Origin of the sequence: Rhodococcus aetherivorans (assembly GCF_011058165.1) — a bacterium.
Taxonomy (GTDB): Bacteria; Actinomycetota; Actinomycetes; order Mycobacteriales; family Mycobacteriaceae; genus Rhodococcus; species Rhodococcus aetherivorans.
This window is the reverse complement of the sequence record NZ_JAALEG010000066.1, coordinates 1-17,124: the sequence shown is the minus strand read 5'-3', so window position 1 is coordinate 17,124 and position 17,124 is coordinate 1. Positions and strand designations below refer to the sequence as shown.

The following is a 17,124-nucleotide window of genomic DNA, read 5'->3' as shown; positions in this document are numbered from 1 at the left end:
GCCTACACGCTCAGCAGCCGTTGCCGGCCGTGCGCGGCGAACTCCCGGTCGAGCGCGGCCTTGTCGTCCGCGCTCATCGCGGTGTACTCCGGCGCGCCGCGTCCCACCCACCGGTACACGGGCTCGGTGGTGTGCCAGCGCTGCGCCTGCAGCTCGCGCTTGAGGACCTTGTTCGAGCCCGTCACCGGCAGGTTCGTCGACACGCGCACGAACCGCGGCGCGGCCTTCGAACCGAGATCGGCCTGCCCGGTGAGGAATTCGGCGAACTCGACCGGATCGAAGCCGGCGAGGGACTCGACCTCGATCGCCGCCATCACCTGATCGCCCGACCGGGGATCCGGCACCGCGTAGACGCCGGTGCTCACGACCTTCGGATGCCGGCGCAGGACCCGCTCGATCATCAGGGCCGAGGTGTTCTCGCCGTCGACCCGGATCCAGTCGCCCTTGCGGCCGGCGAAGTAGATGAAGCCGGCCTCGTCGACGTAGCCGAGATCGCCGGTCCAGTACCAGCCGTTGCGGATCCGCTCCGCGTCGGCGACGTCGTTCTTGTAGTAGCCCTCGAAGGCGCGGGCGCCCTCCTTGTTGATCATCTCCCCGATCGCCTCGTCCGGGTTGAGGACGCGGCCGTGCTCGTCGAGCACCGCGCGGGCGCACTCCTCGAGGGTGTCGGGGTTCACCACCGCGATACCCGCGTGGGCGGGCCGGCCGAGGGCGCCCTCCGGGGCCTGCGGATCGAGCCGGACCGAACCGGCGCCCTCGCTCGAGCCGTACCCCTCGTACAGCACCGCACCGAACCGGCGCACGAACTCGGCCTTGTCCTCGGGCGAGGCCTCGGTGCCGAAACCCCGTTCGAGCCGGTTGTCGGCGTCGTCGGGCTGCTCCGGCGTGGCCATCAGGTACGCCAGGGCCTTGCCGACGTAGGTGAAGAACGTCGCGCCGAAGAACTTCACGTCGGGCAGGAAGCCGGACGCGGAGAACTTGCGGGTCAGGCACACCGTCGCGCCGTTGGCCAGCGCCGGCGCCCACAGCGCCATCAGCGCGTTGCCGTGGAACAGCGGCATGCAGCAGTAGTCGACGTCGTCGCGGTGGTGCCCGTACTTGGCGGTGTTGGCGTACGCGAGCCGCGACAACCGGCCCTGGGAGCACTTGACGGCCTTCGAACGGCCGGTGGTGCCGGAGGTGAACAGCAGCAGGAACAGGCTGTCCTCGCCGACGCCGTCGGCGATCGCCGGTTCCACCCGCTCGAGCCGCGCCGCGTAGTCGGGATCGTCGATCAGCAGGAAGCGGTCCTCGTCGAGGCCCAGGTCGAGGCCGCGCAGCTTCGCCATCCCGGCGGTGTCGGTGACGATGAGCTGGCAGTCCACGTACCGGATCTCGGCCTCGAGCTCCGCCGCGCCGCGCGTGGGATTGATGCCGACGACCGTCGCGCCCGCCAGGGCCGCCCCGCCGAGCCAGAACAGGAAGTCCGGGACGTTGTCGAGAAGAATGCCGATGTGGAACGGGCCGTCGACGCGCAGCGCGCGGGCCAGCTCGCCGCGGGCCGCGCTCTCGCGCACCACGGCGTCCCAGGTCCAGTCCCGCTCCCGGGTCCGCAGGCCGAGCCGGTCGTCGCCGACGCGGTCGAGCAGCATCTCGGCGATGGTGGCGCGCTGCACCCCCGTCTCCGTTGCGGCGGCGCGGGGGTTCACGGTGCTCGTCATCGTCGCGGCTCCCTTCACGCCGTCCGGAGCACGCAGTGGGTGCCCCCGTAGATGGCGGTCATGCACTTGTTGCAGTGGTTGCACAGCGACGCGGCGGCCGCGTCCTCCTGCATGCGGTTGACGAGATCCGGCTCGCGCAGCAGTGCCCGCGCGGCGGCGACGAACTGGAAGCCCTCGGCCATCGCCTCGTCGATGATCGCCCGGTTGGTGATGCCGCCGAGCAGCACCAGCGGCATCTTCAGCTGCGACCGGAACTGCTTGGCGTCCTCGAGCAGGTAGCCGTCGCGGTAGGGGTACTCGCGCAGGAAGTGCTTGCCCACCAGCTGGATCCCGAGCTTCGTGGGCTGCGGCATCACGGCGGCGAAGTCGCGCAGCGGCGCGTCGCCCTTGAACAGGTACATCGGGTTGAGCAGGGAGCTGCCGGCGGTGAGCTCGAGGGCGTCGAGCGAGCCGTCGGCCTCGAGCCACTTGGCCACCTGGATCGACTCGTCGAGCCAGAAGCCGCCGGGCACACCGTCGTCCATGTTGAGCTTGGCGAGGATCGCGATCCTGTCTCCCACGGCGTCGCGGACGGCGCGGGCGGCTTCCCGCGCGAAGCGCGCGCGGTTCTCGAGCGAGCCGCCGTACTCGTCCTTGCGCTTGTTGATCTTCGGGCTCAGGAACGAGCTGATCAGGTAGTTGTGCCCGAAATGGATCTCGACCGCGTCGAACCCGGCCTCGACGGCGCGGCGCGCGGCCTCGGCGTGGCCCTCGGTGATGCGGGCGATGTCCGCCTTGGTCGCGGGCTTGCTGAAGTTCTGGGTCGTCATGCGGAAGGCGCGGCTCGGACCGAGCGCGGGGGTGCCCAGGTACTTGGCGGCGGCGACCGGTCCGGCGTGCCCGATCTGCGCCGACACCGCGGCGCCCTCGGCGTGGATCGCGTCGGTGAGCCTGCGCATGCCGGGCCGGGTCTCGTCGGTCCACTGCAGCTGGCCGGGCGCGGTGCGGCCGTCCGGCGCGACGGCGCAGTACGCGACCGTCGTCATGCCGACGCCGCCGGCGGCGGGCCGGCGGTGGAACTCGATGAGCTCGTCGGTGACGAGCCCCTTCGGGGTGAGCCCCTCGAACGTGGCCGCCTTGATGACCCGGTTGCGCAGGGTCAGCGGACCGAGCTTCGCGGGGGCGAAGGGATCGATCCTCGTCGTCGGGTTGTCGAGAAATGTGGACATGCGGTTGCTCCTCCGGCAGCGATTCTGCGCCGAACGTAGCCCCGGCTGTCGGGTGGATCACGGGAAGTCCCGCTCAGTGGTAACCACTTCCGCGGCCGCGATCCGGCATGAGAAATTGCAGTGGCACGCCTCACACGCGGCCGCGGCCGGGGTGGGGTTCCAGGTCCATCGCAGCAGGTGACACGGTATTCACGTGACACGAAGGAAAGGTCCCCGCATGACTGCGTCCGCAGATCCCCGGCTGTACCTCGACGAGGTCGTCTCCCGCCTCACCGGCCCGGGTGGCCGGTTCGAGATCGTCGAGGAAGAGGTGCTCGGCGCCTCGATGCCGGTGATGAAGAACCGCGGCAAGGCCGTGGGCGACCTGCTCGCCGACTCCCTGCGCTGGGGCGACCGGGACTACCTCGTCACCGCCGACCGCCGGCTGTCGTTCACCGAGCACGCCGCCGCGGCGTACTCCCTCGCCCACGCGTTGCGCGAGCGGTACGGCGTGGAGAAGGGTGACCGGGTCGCGATACTGGGAGCGAACACCCCCGAATGGGTGATCGCGTTCTGGGCGAGCCAGGTGCTCGGCGCCATCACCGTCGGCCTCAACGGATGGTGGGTGCCGCGGGAGATCGAGTACGGCCTGAAGCACAGCCGGCCGAAGATCCTCGTCGTCGACGCCAAGCGCGCCGCGGCCCTGGCCGACGTCGACACCGGTGGGATCACGGTCCTGACGATGGAGGAGGACCTGCCCCGGCTGATCGCGCAGTTCCCCGACGCCGTGCCGCCGCGCGTCGACATCGACGAGGACGACCCGTCCGTCATCCTGTACACCAGCGGCACCAGCGGCCGGCCCAAAGGCGCGCTGCACTCGCACCGCAACCTGCTCGCCGTCGTGGACTACCACCGGTTCAGCGACGCCCTGCTCGCCGCGTTCACCGGGCGGACCGCCGGCGACGACGTCCCCAGCGACCTGCGCTACCTGCTCACCTCGCCGCTGTTCCACATCGCGAGCCTGCACAACCTGGTCGTCCCGCGCCTGGCGACGGGCAGCGCCGTGATCATGCACCAGGGCTCGTTCGACGTCGACAAGGTGCTCGGCCTCATCGAGCGCGAACGCGTCACCAACTGGGGTGCGGTCCCCACCATGGCGTCGCGGCTGCTCGAGCACGACGACCTCGGCAAGTACGACCTGTCGTCGCTGACGGCGTTCGCGCTCGCGTCGGCGCCGTCGTCGATCGCGTTCAAGGACCGGCTGCGCGAGAAGGTGCCGTTCGCCCGCAACGCCCTCGTCGACAGCTACGGCCTCACCGAGTGCAGCACCGCCATCGCGGTGGCCAACTCCCAGGACCTCGAGGCGTTCCCCGGCACCCTGGGCCGGCCGATCATCACCGTGAGCCTCGAGATCCGCGACCCGTTCGGCGAATGGCTGCCGGACGGCGTGGAGGGCGAGGTGTGCGTGCGCAGCCCGTTCGTCATGCTCGGCTACTGGGAGGACGAGGAGGCCACGGCCGCGGCCATCACCCCGGACCGGTGGCTGCGCACCGGCGACTACGGCGTCATCGAGAACGGCCGGCTGCGACTGACGGGCCGTCGCTCCGACCTGATCCTGCGCGGCGGCGAGAACGTCTATCCCACCGAGATCGAGCAGACCCTCGACGAGCACCCGGCCGTGCGCGAGTGCGCCGTGATCGGCGTTCCGCACCCCGACCTCGGCCAGGAAGTCGCGGCGGTGGTGGTCGTCGCCGAGGGGGCTCACGTCACCGAGGAGGAACTGCGCGAGTTCGCGGCCGAGCGGCTGTCGTACTTCAAGGTGCCCACGCGCTGGCGGATCACCTCCGACCTGCTGCCCCGCAACGCGACGGGTAAGACGCTGCGCCGCGAGGTCGGCATCTAGCGGCCGTCGTCGAATGTTCCTGCTCGGAAAGGTGTTTCTTGCGCGCGTCCGTTCGCGCGCAAGAAACACCGCTGCCCGCAACCGCCAGGTCCGTCGCGGCGCGTCCGGCTACTGCGACCGGGACACGAACCCCGGATCCTCCACGGCCAGGCGCTGCCGCACCGGCTCGGGCATCGTCGAGCACGAGTCGTCGCTCGGACGGTCGTCGGCGTGGTCGGCGGCCGAGTCGTCGATCCCGACCGACGCGACGAGGTTCTCCCAGCCGCCCCAGCCGGCGAACCGGGCGGACAGGTCGACGTTCGCGGCGCCGTTGATGTGGAACGCCGCGCTCGGGTACTGCGCGTCGGCGGGAGTCGCGACACCGCCCCCGGGCAGGCGCACCACGTCCTCCGGGTTGGGCAGCATGCCGGCCAGCTGCATCGCGTGGTACTGGTACATCTCCCACGGCGGGGTGTCGAAGTAGTACCAGCTGGCCGCGCACACCCCGTACAGGTCCGGGCCGAACTGCGCGTAGTTCAGGTACAGCTCCATCATGCGGGCGTCCGGCAGGGTCGCACTCAGCAGCACCGAGGGCACCGTCTCGACGGCCTTGCGGACCGCGCTCTGGTCGGGGGTGAAGAACATGTTCTTTGCCAGCTGCTGCGGGATCGTCGAATACGTCTGTTGTTCCTCGCCCGTCAGATGGGCACGGGCGCGGTCGGCGAAGTCACCCCAGTGGAACGCCTGTGCCCGCAGGCCCATCTGGTCGTCCTCGTGCGCGATCACCGACGCGACGACGTACCGGCTGACATGGTCGAGCGAGACGTACTGGTAGGCGATCGGACCGTCGTCGATCCGCATGAACCGCGACGACGACGGCGTCCACACGCGCAGCGACGAGGCCGCGACGACGGTGACGAACGCGACCACCGTGAGCGCCGCGGCCGCGCGTTTCGCCCGGCGCAGCCAGGGATTCGGCGGCGGGACCGGGACGCGCGGCGGCGGTGCGGGGGCGGGACGACGCCAGTGCAGTCGGGAGCGCCGAAGCCTCTGCAGCAGGGACCCGGGGCCGGGCTCGGGGCGCGGCGGCTCACCGGACGGCGGCCAGGGCGTGGGTCCGGCGTCGCGCTGCGGTGCCGCCCAGCGCGGTGCCGACGAGCGCGGTGCCGCCCAGCGCGGTGCCGACGAGCGCGGTGCCGGGCCCGCGCACCGCGCGCACCGATCGTGGATCCGCTCCTCGAACGGGCCCATTACCCGGCCGCACCGCACGCACCTGCTCGGCCTCATCGCCGCCCACGCCTCCCGCCACTCACCGACTCGTGTCCGCTCCATCCTCGTCGGCGTCGGTCACGGTTCGGTCGCGGGGGGAGGTCGACGCTGTGGTCGCGCCCGGATTCGAGGCCCGCGTCCCGTCGAACAGGTGCGGTGGACGGAACCGGACACCGACACACGTCGCGACAGTTGTCGATGTCCGGGACCGTTGTCGGCGAGGGGCTCAGTCCACCTGCGGCGCCCACTGGACACCGTTGATGTGGGCGCCGCCGTCGACGAACAGCGTGTTGCCCGTCACGTAGCGGGAGGCGTCGCCGGCGAGGAACACCGCGACGGGCCCGATGTCCTCGACCGGATCGCCGATCCGGCCCATCGGGTTGGCCGCCGCCGACGCGGCCGCCATCTGCGGGTTGGCCTCGGCCACCCGCCGGAACGCCTCGCTCTGCGCGCCCGGGCAGATCACGTTGCAGCAGATCTGCTTCGGCGCCCATTCCCGCGCGGCGGTGCGGGTGAGGGTGCGCAGCGCCTCCTTGGCGGCGTTGTACTGCACGGAGTACATGTGCGCGTTGACGCCGTTGAGGGAGCACAGGTTGATCACCCGGCCGGTGCCGCGACGCTCGAGTTCGGGCAGGGCGCGCCGCATCGCCCAGAACGCGGCCATCACCGCCATGTCGAAGCCGCCGCGCAGCTGCTCGTCGGTCATGTTCTCGAACCGGGCGTAACCGGAGCTGCGCCACGCGTTGTTGACGAGGATGTCGAGGCGGCCGAACCGCTCGACCGCGGCGTCGACCATCGCGTGGACCTGGCCCTTGTCGGTGATGTCGGTGCGCTGGAAGTGGGCGCGCACGCCCCACTCGTCCCGCAGCCACCGGGCCGTGCCGGCGCCGGCCGTCTCGTCGATCTCGGCGACGACGACGTCCGCGCCCTCCCGCGCGAACGCCGCGGCGATGCCCCGGCCGATGCCCATGCCGGCGCCGGTGACCAGCGCGACCCGGCCTTCGAGTGCTCCCATCGGTGTTCTCCTCCTAGCGGGGCCGCGGCACCGTCCTGTCGACGAACAGCCCCTCCACCGAGACACACAGCTGCCCGTCGGCCGTCGCGATGCTGCCGACGGTGCGGATCTTGCGGCCGTCGACGGAGACGAGCCGGCCGGTGACGACGAGCGGCTCGAACAGCGGCGTCGGCCGGTGGTAGTTCGTGACGAGGTTCGCCGTCATGCCGGACTTGCCGCCCCAGGCGTTGGCGACGCCGAGCACGTGGTCGAGGATCAGCGCGGACACGCCGCCGTGCACGCACCCGGGCGGGCCCTGGTACGGCAGCGTGAGCGTGACGGTGCCCTGTACCGAGCCGTCCTCGAGGCCCTCGAGGACCAGGGGCGGCGCGATCGCGTTTTCGGGGCCGGTGACCGGGTCGTGCCGGGTGACACCCTCGCCGTTCCACATGTCGATCAGCCGCTCGGCGACGGCGGGTGCGTGCTCCTCGAGGTGGTCGGCGATGCTGTCGAGTTCCTCGGCGACGCGGTCGAGGTTGGCGTTGCCCCGGTCGGTGCGCAGCATGGCGTCGACCACGCGCCGCGCGGCGGCGGTGGCCCGGTCGACGGGTGCGTCCTGCGGCGCCGACGTCAGCACCGTGCGGTGCGCGTGGGTGGCGGCGGTGGGATGGGTGCCGGTCTTCACGAGCGGACCTCCATCGTGGCGTGGGTGAGGACGGGGGCGCCGTCGCGCTCCGGGCAGGTGGCGAGCAGCGTCAGCCGGTCGCCGTCGCGCCAGACGGCGGTCTCGAGGGTCTCGCCCGGGAACAGGGAGCCGGCGAACCGCACCGAGAAGTCCCGCACCGGGGTGGGATCGCCGTCGAGGATGCCGTCGACGACGGCCTTGCACACGATGCCGTACGACGCGAGGCCGTGCAGGATCGGCCGGTCGAAGCCGGCGGCCCGCGCGAACGCCGGATCGGCGTGCAGCGGGTTCATGTCGCCGCTGAGCCGGTACAGCAGCGCCTGCCGCGGGCTCGTCGGGGAGACGAGGACCGCGTCCGCCTCCCGATCCGGAATCGACTGGGCCGCTTCCGGTCCGGGCTCACCGCCGAAGCCGCCCTCGCCCCGGGCCCAGATCTGCATGCCGGTGGTCCACAGCGGGGCACCCTCGGGGGTGGCGGCGGACTGCTCCAGCACGATGACCGCGGCCTTGCCCTTGTCCCACACGTGCGCCACCCGCGACGAGATGTGCGCCGTGCCGGAGATGGGGATCGGTGCGTGCACCTGCAGCGACTGCCCGCCGTGCAGGATCCGGCGCAGGTCGATGTCGATGCCGGGCAGGTTCATTCCGGCCGGCTTCAGCGCGCCGGCCGAGATCCCCTGACCGGCGACCATTGCGAACGTCGGGAGCACGCGCAGGTTCTTCTCGTACACCCAGCTCAGCTCGGCCGGGTCGAGTCCGTCGCCCCCGGCGCCGAGACCGAGGTGGTAGAGCATGACGTCGCGGTCGGTCCAGATCGCTTCGCGCACCGCCGGTTCGGCGGACAGGGCGACGTTCGGGTCGATGGGCACGGTCAGTTCTCCTCTTCGTCCGTGGAACCGGCGCCTCGTTGCGTCGATGTCATCGCCGTGCTCACTTTCCGGGTTCGGGGTCGCGGGGCAGGCCGAGCAGCCGCTCGCCGATGATGTTGAGCTGAACGTTGGTGGTGCCGCCGGCGATCGACATGCACTGCGAGTTGAGGAACATCTGCGTCGCCGACCGGCGGTGCTGCCCGCCGAGCAGGGCGCGCGGCCCGGCCCAGTCCATCGCGACCTCCCACACCTGCTGGATGTGCTCGACGCCGAGCAGCTTCGCGACCGAGGACTCGGCTCCCGGCTGGGCCCCGGCGAGGGACCGCAGCGTGGTGCGCAGGCCCATCAGACCGCCGGTCTGGGCGTCGCACAGCACCTTTCCGAGCGTGGTGGCCTGCTCGTCGTCGAGGCCGCCGGGCAGTCCGGCCGCCAGCTCGAGGAGGGCCTCACCCCCGGAGCCGAGGGACGAGTCGTGCGAGAGGGAGACGCGTTCGTTGGCGAGGGTGGTGCGGGCGAGCTTCCAGCCGTCGCCGGGCTCGCCGACGAGGCAGTCGTCGGGAACGAACACGTTGTCGATGAAGATCTCGTTGAACAGGGCCTCGCCGGTGATCTCGCGCAGCGGGCGGATGTCGAGCCCCTCGCTGCTGCGCATGTCGACGAGGAAGTACGACAGGCCCTTGTGCTTGGGCACCGAGGCGTCTGTGCGGGCGAGGCAGATGCCCCAGTGGGCATCGCGCGCCATCGAGGTCCACACCTTCTGTCCCTGCAGCACCCATCCGCCGTCGACCTTGGTGGCTTTGGTGGTGAGCGACGCGAGGTCGGAGCCGGCGCCGGGCTCGGAGAACAGCTGGCACCAGACGATCTCGCCCCGAAGGGACGGCGGCACGAACCGTCGCTGCTGCTCGGGGCTGCCGTGCGCGATGAGGGTCGGCACCACCCAGTTGCCGATGATCATGTCGTGCGGCGTCAGGTTCGCCGCGCGCAGCTCCTCGGCGATCACCAGCTGGGCGACGGCGTCGGCGCCCTTGCCCCAGGGTGCGGGCAGATGCGGTGCGGTGTATCCCTTCTCCGCGAGATACCGCGTGCGTTCGCCGCCGCCGAGGTCGACGGCCGGGGCGAGTTCGTCACGCACCCCGGTGCGGATCTGCTCCGCCTCCGGCGGCAGGTCGATGCCGAGGACGCGGCGGGCGCCGCGGCGGGTGAGATCGGTGACGCGCCGGCGCCAGGACGCGGTGGAGCCCAGCAGGATTCGCAGCGACTGTGCGCGACGCAGATACAGGTGCGCGTCGTGCTCCCACGTGTAGCCGATGCCGCCGAGGATCTGGATGCAGTCCTTGGCCACGGCGAAGGCGGCCTCGGGGGCGGTGGCGCCGGCGACGGCGGCCGCGAGGGACGCCTCGTCGGCGTCGGCAGCGCCGGGCGTCAGCGCGCGGGCGGCGTCCCACGCGCACACGCGGGCCTGCTCCGCGAGCGTGAGCATGCGCGCCGCCCGGTGCTTGACACCCTGGAACTGGCCGATCGGGCGGCCGAACTGGCGGCGCACGGCGGCGTAGTCGGCCGCGGTGCGCACGCACCAGTCCGCGATTCCGGACGCCTCGGCCGCGAACAGAGTGGCGGCGAGGTCGGTGACCCGCTGCGGCTCGATCCGCAGCACGTCCGCCGCGGCGAGCGCGAAACCGTCCACCACGATCTGCGAATTGCCGCGCACCACATCGTGGCTGGGCAGGTCCTCGAGCTCGAGTCCGTCCCGGCGCAGCAGCACCCAGGCCCGGTTGCCGGCGTCCTCGGCGGCGACGAGCAGCAGGTCGGCGGTGTGGCCGCCGAGCACGTACCCGGACCGGCCGGACAGCGTGGTGCCCGAGGCGCCGCGCTCCACCCGCAGCGTGCCCGGGTCGAGAGCGATGCCGGCGAGCGTGGATCCGTCCGCGAGGCCGGCGAGCTCGCCGGTCCGGCCGGCGTCGCGCAGCACGGCCGCGGTCAGCACGGTCGGCAGGAACGGGCCCGGCACCATCGACCGGCCGAGTTCCTCGGTGACGACGGCGAGTTCGACGAGGCCGCATCCGGCACCGCCGACCTCCTCGGGAAGGTGCAGGCCGAGCACCCCGAGCTCGGCGAGCGAGCCCCAGAACGCCGGGCGGGTGTCGGCCTTGGCCTCGACGGCCTCACGCAGCACCTCGGGGGTGACGTGCCGGGCGGCCCAGCTCCGCACCGAGTCGCGCAGGTCGCGATCCTCGTCTGTCAGTCCAATGGTCATGTCGGCCTCGTGGATTCGATGGTGTGGTCAGATGCGTTCGATGACGGTGGCGGTGGACAGTGCGCCGCCCGCGCACATGGTGACCAGTGCCGTGGACCGGTCGGATCGTTCGAGTTCGTGCAGTGCGGTGGTGAGGAGCCGGGCGCCGGTCGAGCCGACCGGGTGGCCGAGGGCGATGGCGCCGCCGTTGACGTTGACCTTGGACAGGTCGGCGCCGAGCACCTGCGCCCACGACAGCACGACCGACGCGAACGCCTCGTTGATCTCGACGAGATCGATGTCGCCCAGCGTCATGCCGGCCTTGTCCAGGACGTTCCGCGTGGCGTCGATCGGGCCGTCGAGGTGGTAGTAGGGGTCCGACCCGACCATTCCCGAGGCGACGATGCGTGCGCGGGGCCGCAGGCCCAGTTCCTGTGCGCGCTGCGCGCTGGTCAGCAGGACGGCGGCGGCGCCGTCGCTGATCTGCGACGCCGACCCGGCCGTATGGATGCCGCCCTCCACGACGGGCTTCAGGGCGGCCAGCCCCTCGGCGGTGGTCTCGCGCAGGCCGCCGTCGCGGGTGACGACGGTGGTCTCCCCGGTGGGCACGCCGTCGGCGAGGACGGGCGCCTCGGTGGGCACGATCTCGCGGTCGAACCGGCCCTCGGCCCAGGCCCGGGCGGCGCGGCGCTGCGACTCGAGGCCGAAGGCGTCGGTGTCACCCCGCTTGATGCCGCGATGGGTGGCGATGCGCTCGGCCGACGTGAACTGGTCGCCCATGTCGATGGTCCAGTCGTCCGGATACGGGTTGCCGGTCTCCGGGGTGAGTGCCTGGCCGAGGAACACCCGGCTCATGGACTCGACACCGCAGCCGATGCCCGCGGAGATCTGCCCGGAGGCGATGAGGCCGGCGACGATGTGGACGGCCTGCTGGGAGGAGCCGCACGCGCAGTCGATCGATGTGGCGGCCGTGCCGTAGGGCAGGCCGGCGTGCAGCCACGCCTGCCGGGTGATGTTGTTGGACTGTTCCCCGGCCTGGGTGACACAGCCGCCGACGATCTGACCCACCTGGTCGGGGGCGAGGCCGGCGCGGTCGAGCACGGCGCGCTGTGCGGTGCCGAGCAGGGTGGCCGGGTGCAGACCGGCCAGGGCGCCCCGGCGGCGGCCGATGGGGGTGCGCGCCGCCTCGACGATGACTACCTCGGTCATGAACAAGCTCCTCGGACGTGAGTGCTGGGCTGGAAGGCAATCGGACGCGCCGACGGACGAACCGGGAACGCGTTCATTTTTGTAATGTATTCTATTCACTACGCCGAGACAATGGCCTGTCGGCGGCGAGGCTGCTCTCGCAATGAACTACCAGTATGCATGCGCACGTCGCGCAGCCGACCGGCCCGCGCGACCGTCGCCGATAGAAGAATTCATTTCAGTACTGTGCGGGCACGGCGCCCCGGCGGGGACCGGCGCGGCCCGGCGTCAGGCGGACGGAGCGGGCCGCGCGTTCGACAGGCCCGCGAGCAGCAGCTCGCAGGCCACGCGCAGGTCCGACTCCGCATCCGGCACCGAGATCCGGCCGTTGAGACTCGACTGGATGATCCCGAACCACGCCTGCTCGAGCACCCGCACGAGCGTCGCATCCCGCTCGGTGACGTACTCGAGCCCGGCCGCGCGGTAGAGGACCTCCCGGAACCGGCGGTCGATCTTGGCGACGTCGGGGATGGCCGTGGCCTTGGCGGTGCTCGTGGACTGGATCATCGCCGCCGCCAGCAACGGCCGTCGCCGCAGCGCCCGGGTGGCCCGCACGAGAGCCTCGTAGATGGCCTCCTGCGGAGTCGAATCGGGGTTCGGGCGCTGGGTCATCCGATCGCTCATCTGCTCGATCTGGTCGACCATCACCGCCACGAACAGGTGCGTCTTGGACGGGAAGTAGCGGTACAGGGTGCCGATGGCGACGCCGGCCATCTTCGCGACCTCATGCATCTGCACCCGCTCGAGTTCCTTCTCGGTTGCCAGGCGCGCCGCCGCGTCGAGGATGCGGCCGAACCGTGCGCGCTGCTCGGCGGACGTCGGCTCCGCGGCGTCCCGCGCTTCGGCAACTCTCGGCACCGTGGTTCCTCCGTCGTCTCGTACCTGCGGCTACGCCGTGCCGCCCAGCGTCCCTCATCCTGCATCGTGCCGGCAGAAATCTTCCGCTCAGTGGGACCTGCCCTGGACTGTGCCGCATCCCTGCGTCCGGGTTCGACATCCACGCCCAGGCCAGATGGAGGATACCGAACCGGGCGATCCCATGTGGTTGCGCGGCACGGTGCTTACTTGCGTGTTCCGACGCGCGCAGGAAGCATCGACGCGCGCGGGAAGGACCGGCTCAGACGAGGTTGTCCTCCACCGGCAGCCCGAACACGCCCCGGCCGTACAGGGCGAGGGCACGTTCGGGATCGTTGGCGACGTGCACGCTGCCGGCATGCGCGTCGCGCCACGCCCGCTCGACGGGGTTGCCGCGGCCGAGCGAGTTGCCGCCCGCGGTCTTGAACAGCAGATCGATCGCCTCGACGGCGCGCTCGGTGCCGCGCACCTGATCGCGGCGCACCCGCAGCCGCATGCTCGTCGGCAGCGGCTCCCCGGCCACGGCCAGCTCGTACAACTCGCGGATGTTGCGGTCCGTCTGCAGGATCGCCGCGTCGATCTCGGACGCGGCGCGGGCGACGGCGACCTGCGCGAACTGGTCCTCGGCGAACCGGCCTCCACCCAGGCTCAGGCGCACCCGGTCGCGCATCGCGCTCAGGTACTGCTCGTAGCATCCCGCGACCGTCCCGATGACCGGCGCGGCAACGGCGGTGGTGAAGACCGCCGCGAACGGCAGCCTGAACAGCGGCCCCGGGTTGACGTTGTGCCCGGGGGCCCGCAGCTGCGCGAGCTCGTAGTTGCGCACCGTCCGGTGGTGCGGGACGAACGCCTTCTCCACGGTGATCTCGTTGCTCGCGGTGCCGCGCATGCCGACGACGTCCCACACGTCCTGGATCCGGTAGTCGGTGCGCGGCACGAGCACCGTCATGAAGTCCACCGGCCGGCCCTCGGCCCCGACGACGAGCGCCCCGAGCAGCGCCCAGGACGCGTGTTCGCAGCCGGAGGAGAACCGCCAGCTGCCCGACAGCTCGAAGCCGCCCTCGACCGGGACGAGCTCGCCGACCGGCGCGTACGACGACGACAGGAGCGTCGACTCGTCCTGTCCCCACACGTCGTCCTGTGCCCGCGCATCGAACAACGCCAGATGCCACGAGTGGACGCCGAGGATCGAGGCCACCCAGCCCGTCGAGCCGCAGGCACCCGAGATCGCCCGCACCACCTCGTAGAAGCGCACAGGGTTGCTCTCCAGTCCACCGTGCCGGGCGGGCTGCAGCATCCGGAACACTCCCGCGGCGGCCAGGTCCTGGACGGTCTGGTCGGGCACCCGGCGCGTTTCGTCGACGCTGCGGGCGCGCTCCGCGATGGACGGCAGCAGCTCGCGGACCTTCGTCAGCACGTCGTCGGACATCGGTGTGTCTCCTTCGCGACCCGGACGGGTCACCGTGGCAGGAACAGGCACCCCATCCTGCGGTGCCGTCCGGACACACCGCCGCAGACGGTCCCGGACAGTGGGATGCGCTCCATCCCCGGTGAGCGGGCTCACCTAGCGTCGAGCACACGGTCGCAGGCGGCCACCGTCCCCCGGCCCACCCGCGCACAGCACCGGTGCCCGAGGTGCTCCATCCGATACGACATTCCATTCGAAAGGACGGACGACAGTGAGCTCCAGCAAGTCCGACGACGTCGAAGTTCGCGAGATCGAGGCCGGTTCCGCGCCCACCCGGTTCGCCCGCGGCTGGCACTGCCTCGGCCTGTCCGAGTCCTTCAAGGACGGCAAGCCGCACTCGGTCCATGCCTTCGGCACCAAGCTCGTCGTGTTCGCCGACAGCAACGGCGACCTGAAGATCCTCGACGCGTACTGCCGGCACATGGGCGGCGACCTCAGCCAGGGCACGATCAAGGGCGACTCGGTGGCCTGCCCGTTCCACGACTGGCGCTGGGGCGGCAACGGACGTTGCACCGCAATCCCCTACGCCCGCCGCGTTCCGCCGATCGCGAAGACCCGCGCCTGGCACACGCTCGATCAGGACGGGATGCTGTTCGTCTGGAACGACCCCGAGGGCAACCCGCCGCCGGCCGACGTGACCATTCCCCGCATCGCCGGCGCGACGAGCGACGAGTGGACCGACTGGGTCTGGTACACCACCGAGGTCGACACCAACTGCCGCGAGATCATCGACAACATCGTCGACATGGCGCACTTCTTCTACGTGCACTACTCGTTCCCCACGTATTTCAAGAACATCTTCGAGGGGCACGTCGCGACGCAGATCATGCACGGTCAGGCGCGGGAGGACATGCGGCCGCACGCCGACGGCCAGCCGAAGCTCGTCGGCAGCCGCTCCGAGGCGGCGTACTTCGGACCGTCGTTCATGATCGACGACCTGCAGTACAAGTACGAGGGCTACGATATCGACTCGGTGCTGCTCAACTGCCACTACCCCGTCACCGAGAACAAGTTCGTCCTGATGTACGGGATCATCGTGAAGAAGTCGGACGCCCTCGGCGACTCGGCCGACGAGACGGCCCGCAAGTTCGGTGACTTCATCGCCCGAGGCTTCGAGCAGGACGTCGAGATCTGGAAGAACAAGACGCGCATCGAGAATCCGCTGCTGTGCGACGAGGACGGCCCGGTCTACCAGCTGCGCCGCTGGTACGAGCAGTTCTACGTGGACGCGGCCGACGTCAAGCCGGAGATGACCGAGCGGTTCGAGTTCGAGATGGACACCACCCGCCCGGTGGCGGCGTGGATGAAGGAGGTCGAGGAGAACCTCGCCCGCACGAAGGACGCCGAGGAGGCGGCGACCACCGATGCAACCCCTGCAGTGCACTGAGTGCGGCGCCCGGGTTCTCGTCGCCAAGAACAGCTGGGAGCACACCTCCGTCCAGTGGAACGAGCAGGCGCGGTCCCGGTGCCCCGAGATGCGTGAGCAGGGTGGGCAGGACTCCCGGCCCGGGGCGCCGCGCCGCGGTTGCGCGAAGCTCGCCGAGACGATCACGTGGGCCGCGACCGAAGGCCGCCTCACCGTCCTCGACGACACCCCGGTCCCGGGACCGATCGTCCAGTAAGTCAGCCGGAAAGGAACTTTCGTGATCGACGTCCAGCACTACGGCCCATGGGCCGTCATCGCCGGCGGCTCCGAGGGCGTCGGCTCCGCCTTCGCCGACGAGCTGAGCAAGGCGGGGCTGAATCTGGTGCTCATCGCCCGCAAGCCCGGCCCGCTCGAGGAGACCGCGGAGAAGGTGCGCAGCAACGGCGTCCAGGTCCGCACCCTGGCACTCGACCTGCTCTCCCCCGACGCCGTCGAGCAGATCCGGCAGGCGACCGACGACGTCGAGGTGGGCCTGCTCATCTTCAACGCCGGCGCCAACAGCTACGGCAACGAGTTCGTCACCGGCGACCTCGACGGCTTCCGTGGCGTCATCGACCTCAACATCCATCGGCAGCTCGAACTCTCGCACCTGTTCGGCGCGAAGATGAAGGAGCGCGGCCGGGGCGGCATCATGCTGCTCGGTTCGCTCGCCGGCTACATGGGGGCGGAACACCAGAGCATCTACGCGGCGTCCAAGGCGTTCAGTCGCGTGTTCGCCGAAAGCCTGTGGCTCGAGCTCGCCCCGCACGGGGTACACGTCGTCGAACTCGTCCTCGGCGTGACCCGCACCCCGGCGATGATCCGCGCCGGGCTGAACTTCGACATCCCCGGCATGCTCGTCGCCGAGCCGGAGGAGGTGGCCCGCGAGGGGCTCGAACACCTCACCGACGGGCCGGTGTGGGTGGCCGGCGGCAACTACGACGCGGCGGTCAAGCGCAGCGGCTTCCCGCGCGACACGCTCGTCAAGGGCGCGGCCGACGCCATGCGCAAGCTGCTCAACCGCGGCTGACTCGCTCGCATCGCAGGGCCGGCATCCGGAATCGGATGCCGGCCCTGCGACGTCCGTTCCGGGGCGCGAGAAACCTCACACCGGTTCCCCGGGCTCCGTTGGTGTGAAAGTGTCGACGGGCGGGTACCTTACCCGGGATCGGGTCGGCCGGGCGGCGCACATTCCATGACAGTCGGTCCACCGTCGACTTGCTGCGCCGGCAGGCCGGCCCGATCCACCGGAGCCGACGGCCGATGCCGTTCGGACACGGCTCAACCGCGGCGGATCAGGCCGTCGGCCGGGGGGACGGACGCACCGGC

The 17,124-nt window shown here is 71.1% G+C and carries 15 protein-coding genes; 4 read left to right on the top strand and 11 right to left on the bottom strand.

The features are described 5' to 3' along the window. Positions 1 to 2 precede the first annotated feature (2 nt). Entirely contained in the window at positions 3 to 1,700 is a 1,698-nt protein-coding gene (gene casI / locus G6039_RS21950; protein WP_050035869.1) for a steroid-22-oyl-CoA synthetase, read from the bottom strand. Between the two features lie 14 nt (positions 1,701 to 1,714). Then, entirely contained in the window at positions 1,715 to 2,908 is a 1,194-nt protein-coding gene (locus G6039_RS21945) for an NADH:flavin oxidoreductase (protein WP_006935158.1), read from the bottom strand. A gap of 217 nt (positions 2,909 to 3,125) precedes the next feature. Between G6039_RS21945 and casG the strand changes: the two genes are divergently transcribed. Then, the gene (gene casG, locus G6039_RS21940) at positions 3,126 to 4,790 is read left to right on the top strand and encodes a steroid-24-oyl-CoA synthetase (RefSeq protein WP_029545915.1); all 1,665 of its coding nucleotides are present in this window, start codon (positions 3,126 to 3,128) and stop codon (positions 4,788 to 4,790) included. A gap of 108 nt (positions 4,791 to 4,898) precedes the next feature. Here casG and G6039_RS21935 read toward each other — a convergent pair whose 3' ends face one another. The 9 genes from G6039_RS21935 to hsaA all read right to left on the bottom strand — a co-directional run bounded on the left by G6039_RS21935 (position 4,899) and on the right by hsaA (position 14,351). Then, a complete protein-coding gene (locus G6039_RS21935) occupies positions 4,899 to 5,699 on the bottom strand; it encodes a biosynthetic peptidoglycan transglycosylase (protein WP_235194035.1) in 801 nt (266 codons plus the stop codon). A 160-nt stretch (positions 5,700 to 5,859) separates the two neighbouring features. Then, positions 5,860 to 5,988, bottom strand: coding sequence for a hypothetical protein (locus tag G6039_RS31130; protein WP_255326706.1), 129 nt, complete (start codon positions 5,986 to 5,988; stop codon positions 5,860 to 5,862). A gap of 276 nt (positions 5,989 to 6,264) precedes the next feature. Then, complete coding sequence (locus tag G6039_RS21930; protein WP_029545917.1) at positions 6,265 to 7,053, bottom strand: SDR family NAD(P)-dependent oxidoreductase; 789 nt, start codon at positions 7,051 to 7,053, stop codon at positions 6,265 to 6,267. 13 nt (positions 7,054 to 7,066) lie between these two features. Beyond that, entirely contained in the window at positions 7,067 to 7,717 is a 651-nt protein-coding gene (locus G6039_RS21925) for a PaaI family thioesterase (RefSeq protein WP_006935148.1), read from the bottom strand. Beyond that, positions 7,714 to 8,586, bottom strand: a complete 873-nt coding sequence (locus G6039_RS21920; protein ID WP_043798575.1) for a MaoC/PaaZ C-terminal domain-containing protein — start codon at positions 8,584 to 8,586, stop codon at positions 7,714 to 7,716. The genes G6039_RS21925 and G6039_RS21920 overlap by 4 nt, the downstream gene beginning before the upstream one ends. Positions 8,587 to 8,647: 61 nt before the next feature. Continuing rightward, entirely contained in the window at positions 8,648 to 10,840 is a 2,193-nt protein-coding gene (locus G6039_RS21915; protein ID WP_043798578.1) for an acyl-CoA dehydrogenase family protein, read from the bottom strand. A 27-nt stretch (positions 10,841 to 10,867) separates the two neighbouring features. Continuing rightward, a complete protein-coding gene (locus tag G6039_RS21910; RefSeq protein WP_029545923.1) occupies positions 10,868 to 12,028 on the bottom strand; it encodes a steroid 3-ketoacyl-CoA thiolase in 1,161 nt (386 codons plus the stop codon). A gap of 267 nt (positions 12,029 to 12,295) precedes the next feature. After that, positions 12,296 to 12,925: a TetR/AcrR family transcriptional regulator gene (locus tag G6039_RS21905; protein WP_006935134.1), complete on the bottom strand. Its 630-nt coding sequence runs from the start codon at positions 12,923 to 12,925 to the stop codon at positions 12,296 to 12,298. Between the two features lie 259 nt (positions 12,926 to 13,184). Beyond that, the gene (gene hsaA, locus G6039_RS21900; protein WP_043798582.1) at positions 13,185 to 14,351 is read right to left on the bottom strand and encodes a 3-hydroxy-9,10-secoandrosta-1,3,5(10)-triene-9,17-dione monooxygenase oxygenase subunit; all 1,167 of its coding nucleotides are present in this window, start codon (positions 14,349 to 14,351) and stop codon (positions 13,185 to 13,187) included. A 250-nt stretch (positions 14,352 to 14,601) separates the two neighbouring features. Here hsaA and G6039_RS21895 point away from each other — a divergent pair, with 250 nt between their 5' ends. From G6039_RS21895 to G6039_RS21885, 3 genes are read left to right on the top strand one after another with little or no spacing between them, the layout of a single operon-like run. Further along, entirely contained in the window at positions 14,602 to 15,777 is a 1,176-nt protein-coding gene (locus G6039_RS21895; RefSeq protein ID WP_006935126.1) for a 3-ketosteroid-9-alpha-monooxygenase, oxygenase component, read from the top strand. Next, entirely contained in the window at positions 15,755 to 16,012 is a 258-nt protein-coding gene (locus tag G6039_RS21890; protein WP_006935124.1) for a hypothetical protein, read from the top strand. Before G6039_RS21895 ends, G6039_RS21890 begins: the two co-directional genes overlap by 23 nt. A gap of 21 nt (positions 16,013 to 16,033) precedes the next feature. After that, the gene (locus G6039_RS21885) at positions 16,034 to 16,825 is read left to right on the top strand and encodes an SDR family NAD(P)-dependent oxidoreductase (protein WP_006935123.1); all 792 of its coding nucleotides are present in this window, start codon (positions 16,034 to 16,036) and stop codon (positions 16,823 to 16,825) included. Positions 16,826 to 17,124 lie beyond the last annotated feature (299 nt).